We start from the raw sequence: 18,327 nt of genomic DNA on the forward strand, positions 1-18,327 counted from the left end.
TTTTATTCAAAATCTGTAATTAACTTTTCTTTTAACTCTCCTACAGATAAAGGTTTCGCATAATAAAATCCTTGTACGTAATCACAACCCATAGATTGTAATAAGCTTTCTTGCTCTACTGTTTCTACCCCTTCAGCAACTACTGCTAAATTTAAGCTATGGGCAATTTCAATAACAGATTTTACAATCGTTCGCTCTGGCTGTGCGTGATCATAATGAAATTCACGAATAAAGTTACGATCAATTTTTACTATATCCAGTGGTAGTTGTTTTAAATAATATAAGGAAGAATAGCCCGTTCCGAAGTCATCTAAAGCAATTAAAATACCCATATTTCTTAATTCTTGTAATGTAGCAATAATATAATCAAAATGGCGAACAGCGATACTTTCCGTTACTTCCAAAATTAAACGATTCGGAGGAAAGCCAGTTCTCCTCAAAATACTACGTACAGATAAAATAAAACGCTTTTGCATTAATTGTTGTATGGATAAATTCACAGATAACTTTAGTCCTTCTTGATAATCTGGCAATGTTTTAAACAAGCGACATGACTTTTCTAATACCCAGTCTCCTAATTTTATAATAAGTCCAGATTCTTCAGCTACTGGAATAAATTCGCCTGGCGAAATAGACCCTTCTTCTGTCGAACAACGTGCTAAAGCCTCAATACCAGTATATTTCTTCGTTTTCAAATCAATAATAGGCTGCAGTACCACATCTAATTCTTCATCACGAATTGCCTTTTGCAAAGCGAATTCAATTTTCATTCTACGATTTATTTTCGCACGTAACTCATCTGTAAAGAAACACGCGGCATTTCTGCCTTGTTCTTTCGCGCTATACATGGCTAAATCCGAATTTTTCAATAGAGTTTCTACATCTTGTCCGTCTTGCGGATATGAGCACAGTCCTAGACTAGCTGAAATGTATACTTCATGACCTTCAAGCATAAATGGTGCCTGAAAACACGACAACACAGATGTCGCTAACTGCCTCATTTCATCTTGTTTATGATTTTTTGTTAACAGCACAAATTCGTCGCCACCCAGTCTAGCCAGAACGTCTTTCTCTCCTAGCACATAATGCAACCGTGAAGCAACTTCGCTTAAAAGTAAATCCCCTATCATATGACCTAGCGTATCGTTTACTAATTTAAAACGATCCAAATCAAAGTAAATCATACCAAATTCTTTTTTTCCTGCAATCATCTCGTTTACAGTCGTTATTAGCTGCAATCGGTTCGGTAAACTCGTTAAAGCATCATGATACGCAAGCTCCCTATAACGACTTTCACTTAACCGCAACCTCTGTTCCGCTTCTTTCCTACTACTAATATCATTTCGGATCGCGATAAATTGATACGGCTCTCCTTTTTCATTTAAAAACGGAACAATTGTTGTTTTAACCCAATAATACGTCCCATCTTTTGCTTGATTTCGAATCTCACCTCTCCATACTTTTCCGTTCAAAATGCGCTTCCATAGAATTTGAAAAAATGTTTTCGGGTGATACCCTGAATTTAAAATACGATGATCTTTCCCTATTAACTCTTCCCGTGTATATTTGGAGATTTCACAAAACTTATCATTTACATATGTAATAAGACCATTTCGGTCTGTAATCGCAACAATTGAAGACTCATCTAATGCTAACTTTAAATCTCGCAATGAAGAGTCATATAATGCATGACCTCTTTGTTCTAGCATGCGCATCTCTCCTTGCTTCCTATCTGACTAAAACACAACTTGTTTCTCTTCATAGAAATAGAGATATTTCATTTCTTAATAATAGCTATTTGCATTCATCACATTTTGAAATATGCCGATTAAAATAACATAATATTATTTGTAATAAAAAGCAATATAATACCGTTTCAATTATAAATAGTAGTTTCTTATCGCTATAATTAGCTTACTTTATTATACTCTTACATTCCTTTATAGCTAGCTCTATACAACGCCTATTCCCTATTAACCCCGCTCATATCTAACCTCTTTACTTTAACTAGCGAAATAGAATTTCGAGCACACTATACAACTATTCACGGATAATAATATAAAAGTTAAAATTAGTATATATGTTTTTGAATTACAATAACAAAATATTAACATATTTTCACCTTTATTTTGGAAATATTTTATAAATACTTTATTAAACTAAAAAAGAGGTAAGCCTCTTTTTTAGTTTAATACGGATATGGTATTTGCTGATACCCCGGATATGGAGTTGGATATGGTGCTGGGTATGGCGCTGGATAAGTTACTGGGTACGGTGCTGGATAGTAGCCTCCACTTGCTGCACCCGTTAATGCGCCAGCTGTAAGTCCACCTAACACGCCTCCAGCAAAACTTCCTGGGAAAAATCCACCGCCCCATGAGCCGCCACCCCAGCCCCATCCACCTCCGTGATGGTGGTGATGATCATAGTGATTGTGCCCTCCATGATGGTTATGTCCGCCATTATGATGGTGACCTCCATGATTATGACGATAATACAATCCGTTATTTTCTATATAATTCATTATTCCCCTCTCCTTTTCCATTTTCTTATCTTAATAGGTATTGTATGAATAGTACGGACCTTGTTAGTAACCTATATAATTAAGAAGGATCCGTATAATACGAATAACCATATCCTTGGCTTCATCATGCACCTGTTACAAATCCATGATATGGTTATCCCCGTTCCTACCCCTACACTGTTTATTAACCAGCAAATAGCAGGATAATAACGTAACAATATACTGTATGTAGGACAAATGCGGAAAGCATGGGGAAAATGTCTATATTTTGTAAAAAAAACAAAACACTTTATAATAAGAATGTCGGATTATCCCTTTTATATAAGAAGTCTATATTTAAGAAAGATTAGAGGAATTTTATAGAAATGAAGAAGCCTATCGTTCAATTACTATTAATATTTACAATTATATCTATCGTTCTTTTCCTATTAAATACATCGTTTATTTCTTTATATACATTTGTCGGTGCCCTATGGTCTATTACAATCGTAGGAATTTCATTCGTTATTTTTATCGAAAATAGGTCTCCTCAAAGCACCTTAGCGTGGTTTTTAGTATTAGCACTTCTTCCCGTTATAGGGGTGCTTTTATACTCTATTTTCGGTCGTAGCCGTTGGAGAAGAAAAAAACATCTCCATCGTTCAGAAGAGCAAAGAAAATTATTCCGTGAGATATTAGAAGGAAGACGAGTAGAATTATTACTCACAGTCCCCTTACATGAACGTTCTGTACATTTAACAGAAGTCGTACAAAAATTTGGAGGCGGACCTGCCGCAGATAAAACAACTACAAAACTTTTAACAAATGGCGATCAAACATTCTCAGAAATTTTGCAAGCTATCGAACAAGCAAAACATCACATACATATTCAATACTATATTTATAAATCTGATGAAATTGGTACAAAAGTTCGAGATGCTTTAATCAAAAAGGCAAAAGACGGTGTTATTGTACGCTTCCTTTATGATGGACTCGGAAGTAACACTTTAAGAAGAAGATTTTTACAACCTATGAAAAAAACTGGCATTGAAATTGTAGAATTTGACCCTATTTTTTCAGCTTGGTTACTTGAAACTGTCAATTATCGTAACCATCGTAAAATCGTTATTGTAGATGGAGAAATCGGTTTTACTGGTGGACTCAACGTCGGTGATGAGTATCTTGGCCGTTCGAAAAAATTTCCTGTTTGGCGTGATAGTCATTTAAAAATAGAAGGAAAAGCGTTATATAAATTACAAGCAATCTTTCTAGAGGACTGGCTCTATGCATCTAGTGGATTGAATACTTATTCCTGGGATCAATTTATGAATAGACAATACTTCCCAGGTAAAGAAATTTCAAGTGCGGAAGGTGCTGTGCAAATTGTAGCAAGCGGACCAAGCTCAGATGATAAAAGCATTCGCAATACATTATTAGCTGTTATGGGATCTGCAAAAAAATCGATTTGGATTGCTACACCATACTTTATTCCAGATCAAGAAACTTTAACATTATTACGTTTAAGCGCAATATCTGGCATAGATGTACGTATTTTATATCCTGGTAAAAGTGATAGTATTATTAGTGATCAAGCATCTCAGTCCTACTTCACTCCACTTTTAAAAGCTGGTGCCTCTATTTACAGTTATAAAGATGGTTTTATGCATGCGAAAATTGTACTCGTTGATGATAAAATCGCGACAATTGGAACAGCAAATATGGACGTACGCAGTTTTGAATTAAATTACGAACTTATTAGCGTACTTTATGAATCAAAAACGGTGCATGATATTAAACGTGATTTTGAAGACGACTTTAAGCATTCCACGGAAATTAAATGGAACGCTTTCCAAAAAAGAAGTATCAAAAAACGAATATTAGAATCTTTTATGCGACTCATTTCCCCTTTACTGTAAGCAATCAATGTAATATTGATTGCTTTTTCTTTTGCATTTCTCCCCTTTCCTTTTCTTTGCATACCATATTAAAACAAGTTATCATAAGATGTATTACTTTATGAAAATAATGTTAGGTGGGAAATACATGTTAAAACAATTTCATATACATGCTGATTTAAAACAACAGCTCTCAAACATTCACGAAAAGAATAAACAAGAAGCTGGTGAAAATGCACATTTAATCGGTACCAAAATATATAAAGCATCTGATAACAGCATTATCGAAGATGCCATTACAGCACTTCTTCTTGGCAAAAACATTCTATTAAAAGGGCCGACTGGTAGTGGTAAAACAGTACTAGCTGAAACTCTTTCTTCTTTATTCCAAAAACCAATGCATAGCATTAACTGTTCCGTTGACCTAGATGTAGAAGGTATTTTAGGATACAACACACTACAAACGAAAGATGGCGCATCTGAAGTTACATTCGTTAACGGTCCTCTTATGAAAGCAATGAAGAACGGTCATTTCCTATATATTGATGAAATCAATATGGCAAAACCTGAAACGTTACCACTTCTTCACGGTGCATTAGATTACCGTAAAATGATTACTAACCCGTTTACACAAGAAGTTGTATACGGTGATGAAGAATATCGTGTAATCGCAGCAATTAATGAAGGTTACGTTGGTACTAGTGAACTAAACGAAGCATTAAAAAACCGTTTCGTTATTATTGAAGTTCCTTACATCCAAGGTGACACATTAAAAGAACTATTACTATCTGAATCGAAATTAAATGATGTTGCAACAATTGAAAAGTTCGTTGCATTTGCAAGCGATCTTATGCCTTTAGCTCGTGATGGACGTGTAAGTGAAGAAGCAGCAAGTATTCGTGGCATTATCGACGCATGTGATTTAGGTGTATATATTCCTGTTATGCGTGCAATTGAACGTAGTATTATCGCAAAATTAAACGATGAAACAGAACAAATGACTGTCCGTGAATTAGCAGAAAGTTATTTCTTTGAGGGATAATTCATGAGACAAATTTTTAGTGACAAAAAAATTGATGCGTCGCTGTTTCTACAAATGGAAAACTTAATGTATGCTCTTCTAAAAGAAGACGATGCCTACCTTGAGTATGGCTATAAAGCATACTACGACGAAATTGAAAAAAAGGTTGTCATTAGTCACTTTTGGGATGATCGAAAAGAAGAGGATACAGTAATCGGATTAAAAAGCGAAGTGTTTTTAAAAGCACTTGGTAATAAACATTACTCGGACATGATTTTAATTCGTTCTTATGCGATTGAATTACAAGAATCACCCTTAAAAAAGTTTTTAACACAATTATTTGTTCTATTAGAAGATTTACGTGTTGAGGAAATCGTAAAAAACTTACGCCCTGGCACAAAGCATGTTTTTAAAAGAAGAAAAGAAATGTATCGCAATTACTTTGGTTCACAAAATGAAATCAATCGTGTTCGTAACTATCACGGTGATCGTCTATTTTGTCTCTGCTATCTGTCATTAACGAGCGATAAATATGAAATGTTTAATAATGAATACTTCGAGCAAATTGAAGCAATTTTGCATGAAACATTCCAAGCTCGTAATACGGAAGATATTATGTATATCGTTGAGAAAATTCGCTATCGTTTAGAAGGCCTTCTTGAAAGTGATATGCTTAATAATTATTTCGGACATGCTCCGCTTTATTTATCTGTCATCGCAAACGAAAAGAACTGTCGCGTCGAAGATTTAGCAAATGATGATACACAACTCATAGATGACGATGAAAATAAAAACAAAATGGATGAAAGTTTCTCTACATGGCATCGTGAAAATAAAAATAACGAAAACGAGAACTTTTTACGCTTTGAATTAGAAAGCGGAACAAAAACAAATATGATGGGCGATACTGCTCGCGAATCAGAAGATGGCGACCAAGCACTTGGTTCTGTACCAGGTACTTCTCAAAAAAGTACACAATCCAACTTTGATGGTGCTGATACAGAAGAAGCAAGAGCTTCACATGCTTCTAGCCAAAACGACGGTGCATACGGTAAGTATAACGTTGGTGCCTCTCATACATTTAAAGAAGCTCGCAAAGCAAATAGCGATGAGAAAAAAGATTACCAAGTTATCAAATCAGTCGTTAATAAAGATGTAAAAGAATTAAAGAAAATTATTGAAAAAACGATTGAAAATAAAACGAATGCAAATAGTGATAAATATTACGGAAGACTTCGTAAGAAATTCCTTCGTATTTATACTGAAAAGCAGCCGCGCATGTTTTATAAAAAAGGACAAGAATCACAAGAACTCGATGTTGCATTCCAACTACTAGTGGACTGCTCTGGTTCTATGTATAACAAAATGGAAGAAACGAAAAAGAGTGTAGTCCTATTCCATGAAGCGTTGAAATCTTTAAAAATCCCGCACGCTATTAGCGGATTTTGGGAAGATGCCTCTAGTGCTAAACCTGAAGATAAGCCGAACGTTATCCATGAAGTTGTAACGTATAAAAACTCAACGTTACCAAACGTTGGGCCTGAAATTATGCAGCTTCGCGAAGAAGAAGATAACCGCGACGGATATATTATTCGTATCGTTTCTGAAAAGCTTGCGAAAAGACCAGAAAAGCATAAATTCTTACTTGTTTTTACAGATGGTGAGCCTTCTGCGCTAGACTATCAACAAGACGGTATTTTAGACACGCATGAAGCTGTCAAACTTGCTCGTAAAAGTGGTATGGAAGTAATCGGAATCTTCATCGAAGAAGGCGAAGCGAAAGAAGCAACTTATCAATTAATGAAGAACATTTACAACCATCACTTCTTGGTTGCAAATCATGCTGAAGATTTACGTCTGAAAATTAAACCGCTATTGAAAAAGTTATTACTGAAGACGATTGAATAGAAAAACAGGAGCGTTGTCGCTCCTGTTTTTCTATTCAATCACTTTGTTTCTGGTTGAAACTTGTATGGAATGGCTACTTCTAATAATGCCTCGAATCCACCATCGTAGAATGGGAATCGTTCATTTGCAATTGCTCGGTCCACCCACTCTATTGCAGAAATTTCTCCTTCATCTTCTGCAATAAGTTCACCTTTTACTACATTTGCTCGGAATGTAAAAAGTAGCGCATGATTCCCTGACTCTTCAAAGAATTTTTCATTGATCGCAACAAGTCCACTTGCCACAGCCGTTAAACCTGTCTCTTCTTTTACTTCCCTTACTAGAGCTTTCTCTAACGTTTCACCCTTTTCAACAGCCCCACCTGGCAATGACCAAACGTTTCGTTCTACATTATGTACCATTAATACTTTATCCGTTTCCTCATCATGTATTAGTGCATATACGACGTCAACTCTTTGCATGTTCCTTTTCTCCTTCAATTAAAAGGGTCGATTCCTAAGAATCGACCCTTCCTATTAATTCGTCACTAACTCAGCTGTGAGCTTTTTTTTTAACTTAGCCAACATGTCCGTTGTCATTTTGTCTAAATCATATTCTGCTTTAAAGCCCCACTCTTTCATTGCCGCTGTTGCATCAATAGAGTTTGGCCAACTATCAGCGATTGTTTGACGAGCAGAATCTACAGCGTAGTCCATTGTAAACGTCGGAATGTGTTTACGAATTGATGCTGCGATTTGCTCTGGCTCAAAGCTCATTGCTGTAATATTGAACGCGTTTCTATGCACAAGTTTACTTGGATCAGCTTCCATTAATGAAATAATCGCTTGTAAAGCATCTGGCATGTACATCATATCCATGTATGTTCCTTCTGCAATGTATGAGGTGTATGTGCCTTTTTTAATCGCCTCATAATAAATTTCAACTGCATAATCAGTTGTTCCCCCTCCTGGAGGAGCTACGTAAGAAATTAAACCTGGGAAACGTACACCGCGCGTATCAACGCCAAATTTTTGATGATAATAATCACATAGTAATTCTCCTGCTACTTTGTTTACCCCATACATCGTAGTAGGACGCTGAATTGTATCTTGTGGTGTATTATCTTTCGGCGTAGATGGACCGAATGCACCGATAGAACTTGGCGTGAAGAATTTACAGTTTAATTCACGAGCTGCTTCTAATGCATTTACAAGTCCGCCCATATTTAAATTCCAAGCAAATAACGGATTTTTTTCTGCTGTTGCTGAAAGTAAAGCTGCTAAATGAATAATTGTATCTACTTCATTACGCTTTGCGATATCATGTAGTTTTTGTCCATCTGTTACATCTAACGTTTCAAATGGACCAGATGTTACTACTTCACTATCTGTTTCACGAATATCTGTTGCAATAACATTTGATGCGCCGTATACATCACGAAGTTTCATTACTAGTTCTGAACCAATTTGCCCTAAAGAACCGGTTACTAGAATTTTTTTCATTTTCCCCACTCCTCATTTGCAAGCTATTCAAAAGATGTCGTTACTTAAATGATGCCCATTTCTTTCCCTACTTTTTCATACTTACGAATTGCTTCATCTAACATTTCTTTCGTATGAGCTGCTGTTGGCATATTACGAACGCGCCCTGTTCCTTTAGCTACAGTTGGGAACACGATAGATTTTGCATATACGCCTTCTTCATTTAGACGTTTACTAAATTCTTGTGTTAATACTTCGTCACCAATAATACAAGGTGTAATTGGCGTTTCACTTTCTCCAATGTTAAAGCCAAGTTCTTTTAACCCTTGTTTTAAATAGCGGCCATTTTCCCATAAACGATCATGTAACTCTGTGCTTTCCATTAAAATTTCAATTGATCGCATACATGCAGCTGCATCAGCTGGTGTTAATGCTGTGGAGAATAAGAATGGACGTGAACGAACTTTTAACCAGTCAATTAAGTTTTGTTTCCCTGCTACATATCCACCAATTACCCCAATTGCTTTTGATAATGTACCAATTTGGAAATCAACTTTATCAGATAGACCGAAATGCTTTACAGTTCCTGCACCTTTTCCAAGTACGCCTGAACCGTGTGCATCGTCTACATATGTCATTAAATCTAATTCTTCTGCAATCTCAACAATTTCTGGTAGTTTTGCAACATCTCCGTCCATTGAGAAGACACCGTCTGTAATTACCATTAATTTATTGTAAAGACCTGATTCTTTCGCCGCGATTGCTTTTTGGCGTAAATCTTCCATATCAGAATGTTTATAAACAATAATTTTTGCTTTTGATAGACGACTACCATCAATAATAGAAGCATGATTTAATTCGTCTGAAAGAATCGCATCATTTTTATCCATAACGGCTGAAATCGCTGCCATATTACAGTTAAATCCTGATTGGTAAGCAATTGCTGCTTCTGTATGTTTAAACTTTGCAATTGTCTCTTCTAATTTAATATGCAAATCTAAAGTACCGTTAATTGTACGAACAGCTCCTGCCCCAACACCGTACTTATGAATTGCACCAATTGCTGCTTCTTGCAAACGGCTATCTGTTGCTAACCCAAGATAGTTGTTTGAAGATAAGTTAATATATTCTTTTCCGCCAATTGTAATGATCGGTCCATTTGAACTCTCAAGCGGATCAATTACGTTATAAAGCCCCTTTGATTTTAAATCCTCTAAATTTTCTTCTAAAAATTTTGCAAGTGTTTTACTAGACATCGTGAAGCCTCCCATCGTTCATGTAAGCGAATTATTGTCTTAATAGTTCTAATAATCCCTCTACTAGCTTAACACGTTTTCAGAATTTATTATAGAAAAATAGTTTAAAGTAACCGCTTACAATTCTAGATTATATATGATTCATTACAAGAAATCTATCATTTACTTTTCATATTTGGTAGAATAAAAAAAATATTTAAGGGGGCTTCAATCATGGCATTTACTGAATCTGATGTATATAATAACGAAGCGTTTTTTGAACAATATATGAAACGAAGATACCGAGAAAATAGCCCAAATGAATCACTTGAAAAACCAGCCTTCTTTCAACTCATTGGTGATGTGAAAGGAAAGAAAATCCTCGATTTAGGCTGTGGGGACGCTAAATTTGGCAAGGAATTATTAGAAAAAGACTGCTACTCTTACACTGGTATTGAAGGCTCCGAACTTATGTATGAAAAAGCTAAAAAACAACTAGAAAATAAAAATGGGATTGCCCATTTTTTAAACCTCAAAGACTACACATACCCTCCTGCTACTTTTGATTTAGTAACATCTAGACTCGCCTTACATTATATTGAACATCTTCCTATCATTTTTCAAAATGTGTACGAAACGTTAAAAACAAATGGAACCTTTACTTTTAGTGTTCAACACCCTGTTATTACTTCTTCATTTGAAAGCTTGCAAACGAGCGGAAAGAGAACGAGCTGGCTCGTCGATGATTATTTTAAAATGGGAAAACGCGTTGAGCCTTGGATTGATCAAGAAGTTATTAAATATCATCGTACAACGGAAGAATATTTCACATTATTACAACAAGCTGGATTTACGATTACAAATATAAAAGAAGCTACACCAAGTCAAACTTATTTTCAGAGCGAAGAAGAATATGAACGACGTTTACGAATTCCCCTCTTCCTCTTATTCTCTTGCGAAAAATAAAAAAGACGATGAATCCTCATCGTCTTTTTTCATTAACTCATTGCCTGAGCAACCTCTTTACGTACACGTCTTCCTTTTCCATGCGGGATACAAAGTGGCGTCCCAAATAACGGATCCGTACTGATTTGACACTCCATTCGGAATACATCACGTACTAGTTTCTCATCTACTACTTCTTCTGGCTTACCTTGTGCATATATTTGTTTATCTTGAATGGCTACAATATTATCTGCATAACGGCATGCTAAATTTAAATCGTGTAATACCATAACAATTGTTCTTTGTTCTGTTTCATTTAATTCGAATAATAAATCTAGCACTTCAATTTGGTGGGTCATATCTAAATAGGTAGTAGGCTCATCCAATAAAATAATATCTGTATCTTGTGCAAGCGTCATTGCAATCCAAGCACGTTGTCGTTGTCCACCTGAAAGAGCATGCACATCACGCTCAGCAAATTCTGTCATACCTGTTGCTGCAAGGGCTTTTTGTACCATTTCCTCATCTTTTTCTGACCATTGCTTCAGCCATGTTTGATATGGATAGCGTCCTTGCTTTACAAGTTGCAATACTGTAAGCCCTTCTGGTGCTTGCGGTCCTTGCGGTAAAATTGCCATTTGACGAGCGATTTGCTTCGTTTGCATACTTTGAATGGCTTGATTATCTAATAAAATGTCACCAGTTGTTGGTTTTAGTAATCTAGCTAGTGAGCGCAATAATGTTGATTTCCCGCAACCGTTAGAACCGATAAAGATTGTAATTTCGCCTTTTGGAATTTCTAAATTCAACTCATCAATAATAATTGTTTCACCATAAGACAATGTCAAACGTTTCGTCTCCAATGCTTTTTGCATATTCATCTCCCTTTATGAATTCCGACTTTTATAAAGTAAATAAATAAAATAAGGTGCACCAATTGCTGATGTAAATACCCCTGCTGGAATTTCAAGTGGCGTGAAAACCGTACGCCCAATTAAATCTGCAGCAAGTACTAAAATTGCACCAACGATTGCCGCAACTGGGAGTAATGCACCGTATAAAGAACCAACTAGTCTTCGTGAAATATGAGGGGCCATTAAACCGACAAATCCAATTCCTCCGGCAAAGGCAACTGCTCCACCAATTAAAGCTGTACTAAGTAATAACATGAATATGCGTGACTTCGTTAAAGGGACACCAAGTCCTACCGCAATATCATCCCCTAGCTCTTGCGCATTTAAATGTCTAGCAGCTATAAATGATATTACCGTTAAAATGAGAACCCACGGCGCAAGCACCATAACGTTTTGCCATGAAGACCCGTAAACGGTGCCTGTAATCCATACATTCGCTTGACTCGCTTGGTAAATTGGCGCTAACAACATAAACAAAGTCGTTGCCGCTTTCGTTAATGCCCAAAAGCCAACACCAATTAAAACAAGACTAATCGGTGATAATCCGTCATTTCTCCATGCAAATAAATATACAAAAAGTGCTACAATCGTTGCCCCAACAAAAGCTGCTAACGGCATATAATGAATGCTTACAGTTAGCGCATTATTTTTATCACTAAATATAGCTAAAAATAATACAACAGCAACACTTGCACCACCTGTAATCCCGATAATATCAGGAGAAGCTAGTGGATTTCGAACGAGACCTTGTAAAATACATCCTGCTACAGCAAGTGCAATTCCTACAAGGATGGCAATTAAAATACGCGGCATACGAAACTTATTTACAACCATATTTGACATCGCATCGCCATTTCCAGTGATCGCTTGCCATACATCATAAGGAGCAATTTTCATGTCTCCCATACCTGCACTCGCAAAAAATAATCCTATTAAAACAACTAATAAACTGAATAAGACGAGACAAGCTCGTTTATACATTAAAAACGAGAGCCCGCCTTTTCCTATACGAAACGGAATATACTTCTTCATTTGCTAAGCCCTCTCTTACGTGCAATATAAATAAAGAACGGTGCACCAATAAATGCTGTCATAACGCCTACAGGTACTTCTTGTGGCATAATGACATATCTTGCTGCTATATCAGCTAAGATTAATAGTATTGCGCCTAACAAGCCGCTATACGGTACTCTCCATCTGTGATCGACCCCAACAAGAAATCTGGCAAAATGCGGGGTAATAATTCCAATAAACCCAATCGGACCAGCGACCGCAACTGAACCACCAGATAACAAAACAATTATAAGTAACACGAATGATTTCATTAAAATTGTTCGTTGCCCAAGTCCTTTTGCAACATCTTCCCCCATCATTAATGTATTTACTTTCCCTGCCATCATAATTGATGCAACCCAGCCTACTAATAAATACGGGAATACAGATTGTAAAATTTCTAACTTTCTTCCTTGCACCGATCCGGCAAGCCAAAATAATACCTCTTCAAGTGCTTTTTCATTTAACACAAGTAATCCTTGTGTTAATGATGAAAATAACGCACTAATTGCGACCCCTGCTAACGTTAATTTAAGAGGCGTTGTCCCCTCTTTTCCTAAAGAACTAGAAGCAAATACAAATACAGCTGCAACTGCTGCCCCTAAGAAGGCAATCCACGTGAAAGCTGATAATGATGTCACGGAAAAAAGAACAATTGCTACAACAATGAAGAAAGCAGCACCTGAATTTAATCCAATAAAATCCGGAGAAGCAAGTGGATTCTTCGTTAAAGTTTGCATAAGACAACCTGCAATGGCTAAACTAGCACCAACACTAGTTGCAATTAATGCCCTTGGTAGACGCACATTTTGAATAATAATATGCTCATTGGAACCATTAAAATGAAAAAAAGCATCTAACGCTAATTTCCAGCTCGTATTTGTATATCCGAAAATAATACTTCCCCAAATACAAGTAATGACTGCAATGATCCCAACAAATAATCCAATCCATTTTGCTCGATTTGTTTTTAATAACATGCAGCGTTTCCCCTTCAATGTATAATGATACGTTGTAAGTGTATTTCAACTTAATTCTCATTGTCAACGGAAATGAGAATTATTTTCAACCGTATGTATTGACAATCCAAAGATAAAGGCTTAATATCATGCTTGCTATTGAAAAAAATTCTCAATATGTAGGGGGTACATAATGAATTTCATGCGAAAGAAATCGTTTACAGTATTTGTATTTTTACTAGCCTTTTCATTACTTTTAAGTGCTTGTGGAAAATCAAATACGAAAGAAGAATCAAAAGAAGATACGAAAAAAGAAATGATTACTGTGGAACATGCAATGGGTAAAACAGAAGTTCCTGCTAATCCAAAACGTGTAGTTATTTTAACAAATGAAGGAACTGAAGCTGTACTTGAGCTAGGTGTGAAACCAGTTGGGGCTGTAAAATCTTGGACTGGTGATCCATGGTATCCACATATTAAAGATAAAATGAAAGATGTAAAAGTTGTTGGTGATGAAGGACAAGTGAATGTGGAAACAATCGCTTCTTTAAAACCAGACTTAATTATCGGTAACAAAATGCGTCACGAAAAAGTGTACGAGCAACTAAAAGCAATTGCACCTACTGTGTTCTCTGAAACGCTACGCGGTGAATGGAAAGATAACTTCAAATTTTATGCAAAAGCATTAAATAAAGAAAAAGAGGGGCAAAAGGTTTTAACTGATTACGATAAACGTATGAAAGATTTAAAAGCCAAACTAGGCGATAAAGTAAATCAAGAAATCTCTATGGTTCGCTTCATGCCTGGTGATGTTCGTATTTATCACGGTGATACATTCTCTGGTGTTATTTTAAAAGAACTTGGATTTAAACGTCCTGGTGATCAAAATAAAGATGACTTTGCAGAACGTAACGTATCTAAAGAACGTATTTCAGCAATGGATGGCGATGTATTATTCTACTTCACATTTGATAAAGGAAACGAGAAAAAAGGCTCTGAATTAGAAAAAGAATATATCAATGATCCTCTATTTAAAAATTTAAATGCAGTAAAAAATGGTAAAGCATACAAAGTTGACGACGTTATTTGGAATACAGCTGGTGGTGTAATGGCTGCTAACCTACTATTAGATGATATCGAAAAACGCTTTGTTAAATAATATTTCCTTAACCAGCTCCCCTTCTATGGAGCTGGTTATTTTTCAATTCACTTAAATGTCACATTATTTCATTTTGTATTTTTATTCTCAATATGTTATATTATAAAAGTAAATAGAATATATTTTCTCTATATCAGAATAAAAAATTTATTCTAAATCTTCTGATTAATCACTATTTTATTTTCTTTTAGAATTCAATTATTACATTTGAAAACGCTTATTATCTAGTTTTCAGGGAAAAATACAGTAACAGTTGAAGAAAAATAGATTTTTTCAGAAATTTTCTTTCTATTTCCATATAATTCTATTGACTTCTAAATATTTTGTGAATTAAAATAATTACATAAATATCCGTTATACAGGATTAGGGGGAAACAAAAATGGATGCAGCTTTAAAATTAGAAAAAGCTGGAGAACAACAATCACCAAAAAAACATCCACCAGGATTATATTTGTTGTTCTTAACAGAAATGTGGGAAAGATTTAGTTATTATGGAATGCGTGGCCTTTTAGTTCTTTATTTAACAACTGCTGCCGTTAGTGGCGGATTAGGATTTGATAAAGCAGTCGCAGTGCAATTATATGGTACTTTTACAGCAGCAGTATATTTCATGCCAATTATAGGCGGATGGCTAACTGATCATTATATTACGAGACGTCATGCCATTACTCTCGGCGGAATTATTATGGCGATTGGTAACTTTGTACTATTCTCCATGAATACAAAAACAGGACTATTCCTTGGATTAGTACTATTAGTTATTGGTAATGGATTCTTCAAACCAAATATTTCTACACTGTTAGGTGAATTGTATGACGAAAATGATTCACGTCGTGACAGTGCATTTACTATCTTCTATATGGGTATTAACGTAGGTGCTTTCTTCGCTCCACTTATTTGTGGATTTTTAGCAGAAGATTTCTTTAAAACAAGCGTTGATGGCGTTATGGTTATGGGATATAAATACGGATTCTTAGCAGCTTGTATCGGTATGATTATTGGACAAATTGTTTTCAACTTATTAGCTCCTCGCTACCTTGGTACAGCAGGAACAACAGTTGTTGGTAAAAAAACAAAAAATCAACCTGCAACCGAAAAAAAACCTTTAACAAAACAAGAAAAAAATCGCACTTGGGCAATTGTAATTTTAACTTGTTTCGTAGTATTCTTCTGGGCAGGCTTTGAACAAGCTGGTAGTTCTTTAACACTTTATACAGATAAATTTGTTGATCGTACAATTTTCGGATGGGAAGTTCCAACATCTTGGTTCCAATCCGTTAATCCAGCATTCATCGTACTACTTGCACCATTCGTATCTATGCTATGGTTAAAACTTTCTAAATCAAAGCGTGGCGATTTAAAAGTACCAACAAAAATGGCATTTGGTATGATTTTACTAGGTATAGGTTATCTTGTTTTAACATTAGCGGTTCTAAAAACTGGAAGTAGTGAAGCTGATATAACTGTTAAAGCAAACTTATTATTCATCGTTATCACTTATATGTTCCATACAATTGGCGAACTATTCTTATCACCAATCGGTCTATCAATGGTAAGTGCAATTGCACCTGTTAAATTAGCATCATTACTAATGGGTGTATGGTTAGCTGGTTCAGGTATGGCTAACTGGTTAGCTGGTAAACTTGCTTCTTTTACACAATCATTAGGTTATCTTGAAGTATTTGCAAGTATCGGTATTATCGTTATCGTCCTAGGAGTTGTACTTCTTCTCTGCTCTAAAAAAGTTGCAAGTATGATGGAATAACACAAAAAAGACGCTTCTAAAATTAGAAGCGTCTTTTCTATTACCTCTCTTCTAAAGCCGTCACGTCCACGTGAACGCTCTCTCCTGGGTTGGATACGTCATACACTTGAGCGCTCCCCTTCTGCTCATCACAGCTCTCAATCCATACAGGTACGCCCTCATATGTAACGTCAATGCTACTTGAAGAAGATAAGATTTGTTTCACACGTTTTACATCCATACTACTATTCCTCCTTTTCCTTACTACACTCCTTTCTATCTTTTCTTTTCCCTTTAGAATATATTCCATACAGTAGCATGTTAATTCGTAGCCTTTTCTTCCTTACATGCTAATATTTACTCTCATATCACCTTTCTGACAAATAAAAAAAGACGTATATTCCACACGTCTTTTTCCATAATATTCAAATTTTAAGAAAATAATGTTTTTACAACTTCACTTACTTTATCATTATGAATTTGATAATACACTTCTAGTCCTCGTCTTTCAAAGCGCACTACTTTATTTTGTTTTAATTTCGTTAAATGTTGCGAAACCGTTGATTGTGGAATTTCTAACACTTCCTGTAATTGCGTTACATTACAAGTTCCACGTTGCATTAGTTCCATTACTAGGCGTAAACGTAACGGATGCGCTAACGCTCTTAACATTTGTACATCTTCTTCTGAAATACGACATTCGAATTGATTTTGGCTCATAAAGTTCCCCTCATTTTCGTTTTTATTTTCTTTTTATTTATTTATATATCTGTTCTTATATTTCCTGTTACGACATAACTTTATCAACCTATAATGCTGAAAATTTTTTCCACCTTTATCAGGAAAGAATTCAGGAAAAATTCCTTGCTGATTTTGAATATTATACTATATGATATAATGAAAAAGCAAAAGTAAGGGCTATGAATACTTTGCTTACAAACGTTGTTTTATCAAGCTTTTTGTTATATTTTCACCTCACTGCAACGTACGGTAACGATATTGTAAAATACCGTCTATAATTGATAACCTATCGTAACGTATTTGGGTTATATTTAACCTCTTTGTTATGCTAAAAGGAATTTTCAGTAAAAAAAGATAATGTAATATTAAAAATTGACTTATTGCTGTTTTAATTCGTATTTTACTTGCTCAGACTGTTATTCAAAACTTCCTATTAAATGCATTTGCTTTCTCTTTCTTACTAGATCAACTCAGACCAGCATGTGACACCTATCAAATTTCAACATCCTATATACTTAATGCAAAGACGTCATCTAACATATAAGATTAATGATATACTAACAAAGAAAACAATATAGAAATAACTTCAAAAAGCAAACTCAAATCTATTTGAGTTTGCTTTTTGTCTACTTTATGAACAAAGCATTTCTTTTAATACTATTATGGAATAATTATACTTTTTTACGTTGACAATAGTGTTGAAGGAGAATATACTAAGCATGTAAGTTGATTGTGAATTGTTTCACAAATAATGTGAATTTCTTCACATAAAATAGATAGGAGTTGTCA

16 protein-coding genes are annotated in these 18,327 nt (G+C 35.3%); 6 read left to right on the forward strand and 10 right to left on the reverse strand.

Annotated elements, in window-relative coordinates:
• Positions 1-2: 2 nt before the first annotated feature.
• Together QCI46_RS24285 and QCI46_RS24290 are read right to left on the reverse strand one after the other, a co-directional pair.
• On the reverse strand, positions 3-1,709 hold the full coding sequence (locus tag QCI46_RS24285; RefSeq protein ID WP_327958264.1) for a putative bifunctional diguanylate cyclase/phosphodiesterase: 1,707 nt from the start codon (positions 1,707-1,709) through the stop codon (positions 3-5).
• Between the two features lie 479 nt (positions 1,710-2,188).
• Positions 2,189-2,524 carry a hypothetical protein gene (locus QCI46_RS24290; protein WP_046957341.1) on the reverse strand — a complete coding sequence of 112 codons (336 nt, stop codon included), beginning with the start codon at positions 2,522-2,524 and terminating at the stop codon, positions 2,189-2,191.
• Between the two features lie 365 nt (positions 2,525-2,889).
• On the opposite strand from QCI46_RS24290, the gene QCI46_RS24295 reads away from it, so the two are divergent.
• From QCI46_RS24295 to QCI46_RS24305, 3 genes are all read left to right on the forward strand, one after another.
• Positions 2,890-4,419, forward strand: coding sequence for a cardiolipin synthase (locus QCI46_RS24295; RefSeq protein WP_353841624.1), 1,530 nt, complete (start codon positions 2,890-2,892; stop codon positions 4,417-4,419).
• A gap of 127 nt (positions 4,420-4,546) precedes the next feature.
• Complete coding sequence (locus QCI46_RS24300; protein ID WP_353841625.1) at positions 4,547-5,440, forward strand: ATP-binding protein; 894 nt, start codon at positions 4,547-4,549, stop codon at positions 5,438-5,440.
• A gap of 3 nt (positions 5,441-5,443) precedes the next feature.
• Complete coding sequence (locus QCI46_RS24305; RefSeq protein ID WP_353841626.1) at positions 5,444-7,327, forward strand: vWA domain-containing protein; 1,884 nt, start codon at positions 5,444-5,446, stop codon at positions 7,325-7,327.
• 38 nt (positions 7,328-7,365) lie between these two features.
• On the opposite strand, the gene QCI46_RS24310 is transcribed toward QCI46_RS24305, so the two are convergent.
• The 3 genes from QCI46_RS24310 to QCI46_RS24320 are packed head-to-tail and all read right to left on the reverse strand — an operon-like array spanning position 7,366 to position 10,043.
• Positions 7,366-7,788, reverse strand: coding sequence for an NUDIX hydrolase (locus tag QCI46_RS24310; RefSeq protein WP_353841627.1), 423 nt, complete (start codon positions 7,786-7,788; stop codon positions 7,366-7,368).
• Between the two features lie 54 nt (positions 7,789-7,842).
• On the reverse strand, positions 7,843-8,808 hold the full coding sequence (locus tag QCI46_RS24315; RefSeq protein ID WP_353841628.1) for an L-threonine 3-dehydrogenase: 966 nt from the start codon (positions 8,806-8,808) through the stop codon (positions 7,843-7,845).
• A gap of 44 nt (positions 8,809-8,852) precedes the next feature.
• A complete protein-coding gene (locus tag QCI46_RS24320; RefSeq protein WP_000095906.1) occupies positions 8,853-10,043 on the reverse strand; it encodes a glycine C-acetyltransferase in 1,191 nt (396 codons plus the stop codon).
• A gap of 213 nt (positions 10,044-10,256) precedes the next feature.
• Here QCI46_RS24320 and QCI46_RS24325 point away from each other — a divergent pair, with 213 nt between their 5' ends.
• A complete protein-coding gene (locus tag QCI46_RS24325) occupies positions 10,257-10,988 on the forward strand; it encodes a class I SAM-dependent DNA methyltransferase (protein WP_353841629.1) in 732 nt (243 codons plus the stop codon).
• A gap of 32 nt (positions 10,989-11,020) precedes the next feature.
• Here the strand turns inward: QCI46_RS24325 and QCI46_RS24330 are convergent, their stop codons facing one another.
• Genes QCI46_RS24330 through QCI46_RS24340 form a run of 3 tightly spaced genes read right to left on the reverse strand, consistent with a single transcriptional unit; the run spans position 11,021 to position 13,914 of the window.
• Entirely contained in the window at positions 11,021-11,842 is an 822-nt protein-coding gene (locus QCI46_RS24330) for an ABC transporter ATP-binding protein (RefSeq protein ID WP_046953827.1), read from the reverse strand.
• 12 nt (positions 11,843-11,854) lie between these two features.
• Positions 11,855-12,913, reverse strand: coding sequence for a FecCD family ABC transporter permease (locus tag QCI46_RS24335; protein ID WP_000760067.1), 1,059 nt, complete (start codon positions 12,911-12,913; stop codon positions 11,855-11,857).
• A complete protein-coding gene (locus tag QCI46_RS24340; protein ID WP_353841630.1) occupies positions 12,910-13,914 on the reverse strand; it encodes a FecCD family ABC transporter permease in 1,005 nt (334 codons plus the stop codon). The genes QCI46_RS24335 and QCI46_RS24340 overlap by 4 nt, the downstream gene beginning before the upstream one ends.
• Positions 13,915-14,086: 172 nt before the next feature.
• Between QCI46_RS24340 and QCI46_RS24345 the strand changes: the two genes are divergently transcribed.
• Both QCI46_RS24345 and QCI46_RS24350 read left to right on the forward strand, forming a co-directional pair.
• A complete protein-coding gene (locus QCI46_RS24345; RefSeq protein ID WP_353841631.1) occupies positions 14,087-15,052 on the forward strand; it encodes an ABC transporter substrate-binding protein in 966 nt (321 codons plus the stop codon).
• Positions 15,053-15,432: 380 nt separating this feature from the next.
• The gene (locus QCI46_RS24350; RefSeq protein WP_137051971.1) at positions 15,433-16,818 is read left to right on the forward strand and encodes a peptide MFS transporter; all 1,386 of its coding nucleotides are present in this window, start codon (positions 15,433-15,435) and stop codon (positions 16,816-16,818) included.
• Between the two features lie 40 nt (positions 16,819-16,858).
• Here QCI46_RS24350 and QCI46_RS24355 read toward each other — a convergent pair whose 3' ends face one another.
• A complete protein-coding gene (locus QCI46_RS24355; protein ID WP_128855844.1) occupies positions 16,859-17,038 on the reverse strand; it encodes an acid-soluble spore protein H in 180 nt (59 codons plus the stop codon).
• A 191-nt stretch (positions 17,039-17,229) separates the two neighbouring features.
• Positions 17,230-17,517 (reverse strand): ArsR/SmtB family transcription factor, encoded by a 288-nt coding sequence (locus QCI46_RS24360; protein WP_000081429.1) that lies wholly within the window; start codon positions 17,515-17,517, stop codon positions 17,230-17,232.
• Between the last annotated feature and the right edge of the window lie 810 nt (positions 17,518-18,327).

This window comes from Bacillus cereus group sp. RP32, from assembly GCF_040459735.1.
In the GTDB taxonomy this organism is placed as follows: domain Bacteria; phylum Bacillota; class Bacilli; order Bacillales; family Bacillaceae_G; genus Bacillus_A; species Bacillus_A wiedmannii.

Coding starts and splice junctions, on each gene's coding strand:
- QCI46_RS24285 (WP_327958264.1), bottom strand. CDS start 1,709: ATGCTAGAACAAAGAGGTCATGCATTATATGACTCTTCATTGCGAGAT.
- QCI46_RS24290 (WP_046957341.1), bottom strand. CDS start 2,524: ATGAATTATATAGAAAATAACGGATTGTATTATCGTCATAATCATGGA.
- QCI46_RS24295 (WP_353841624.1), top strand. CDS start 2,890: ATGAAGAAGCCTATCGTTCAATTACTATTAATATTTACAATTATATCT.
- QCI46_RS24300 (WP_353841625.1), top strand. CDS start 4,547: ATGTTAAAACAATTTCATATACATGCTGATTTAAAACAACAGCTCTCA.
- QCI46_RS24305 (WP_353841626.1), top strand. CDS start 5,444: ATGAGACAAATTTTTAGTGACAAAAAAATTGATGCGTCGCTGTTTCTA.
- QCI46_RS24310 (WP_353841627.1), bottom strand. CDS start 7,788: ATGCAAAGAGTTGACGTCGTATATGCACTAATACATGATGAGGAAACG.
- QCI46_RS24315 (WP_353841628.1), bottom strand. CDS start 8,808: ATGAAAAAAATTCTAGTAACCGGTTCTTTAGGGCAAATTGGTTCAGAA.
- QCI46_RS24320 (WP_000095906.1), bottom strand. CDS start 10,043: ATGTCTAGTAAAACACTTGCAAAATTTTTAGAAGAAAATTTAGAGGAT.
- QCI46_RS24325 (WP_353841629.1), top strand. CDS start 10,257: ATGGCATTTACTGAATCTGATGTATATAATAACGAAGCGTTTTTTGAA.
- QCI46_RS24330 (WP_046953827.1), bottom strand. CDS start 11,842: ATGCAAAAAGCATTGGAGACGAAACGTTTGACATTGTCTTATGGTGAA.
- QCI46_RS24335 (WP_000760067.1), bottom strand. CDS start 12,913: ATGAAGAAGTATATTCCGTTTCGTATAGGAAAAGGCGGGCTCTCGTTT.
- QCI46_RS24340 (WP_353841630.1), bottom strand. CDS start 13,914: ATGTTATTAAAAACAAATCGAGCAAAATGGATTGGATTATTTGTTGGG.
- QCI46_RS24345 (WP_353841631.1), top strand. CDS start 14,087: ATGAATTTCATGCGAAAGAAATCGTTTACAGTATTTGTATTTTTACTA.
- QCI46_RS24350 (WP_137051971.1), top strand. CDS start 15,433: ATGGATGCAGCTTTAAAATTAGAAAAAGCTGGAGAACAACAATCACCA.
- QCI46_RS24355 (WP_128855844.1), bottom strand. CDS start 17,038: ATGGATGTAAAACGTGTGAAACAAATCTTATCTTCTTCAAGTAGCATT.
- QCI46_RS24360 (WP_000081429.1), bottom strand. CDS start 17,517: ATGAGCCAAAATCAATTCGAATGTCGTATTTCAGAAGAAGATGTACAA.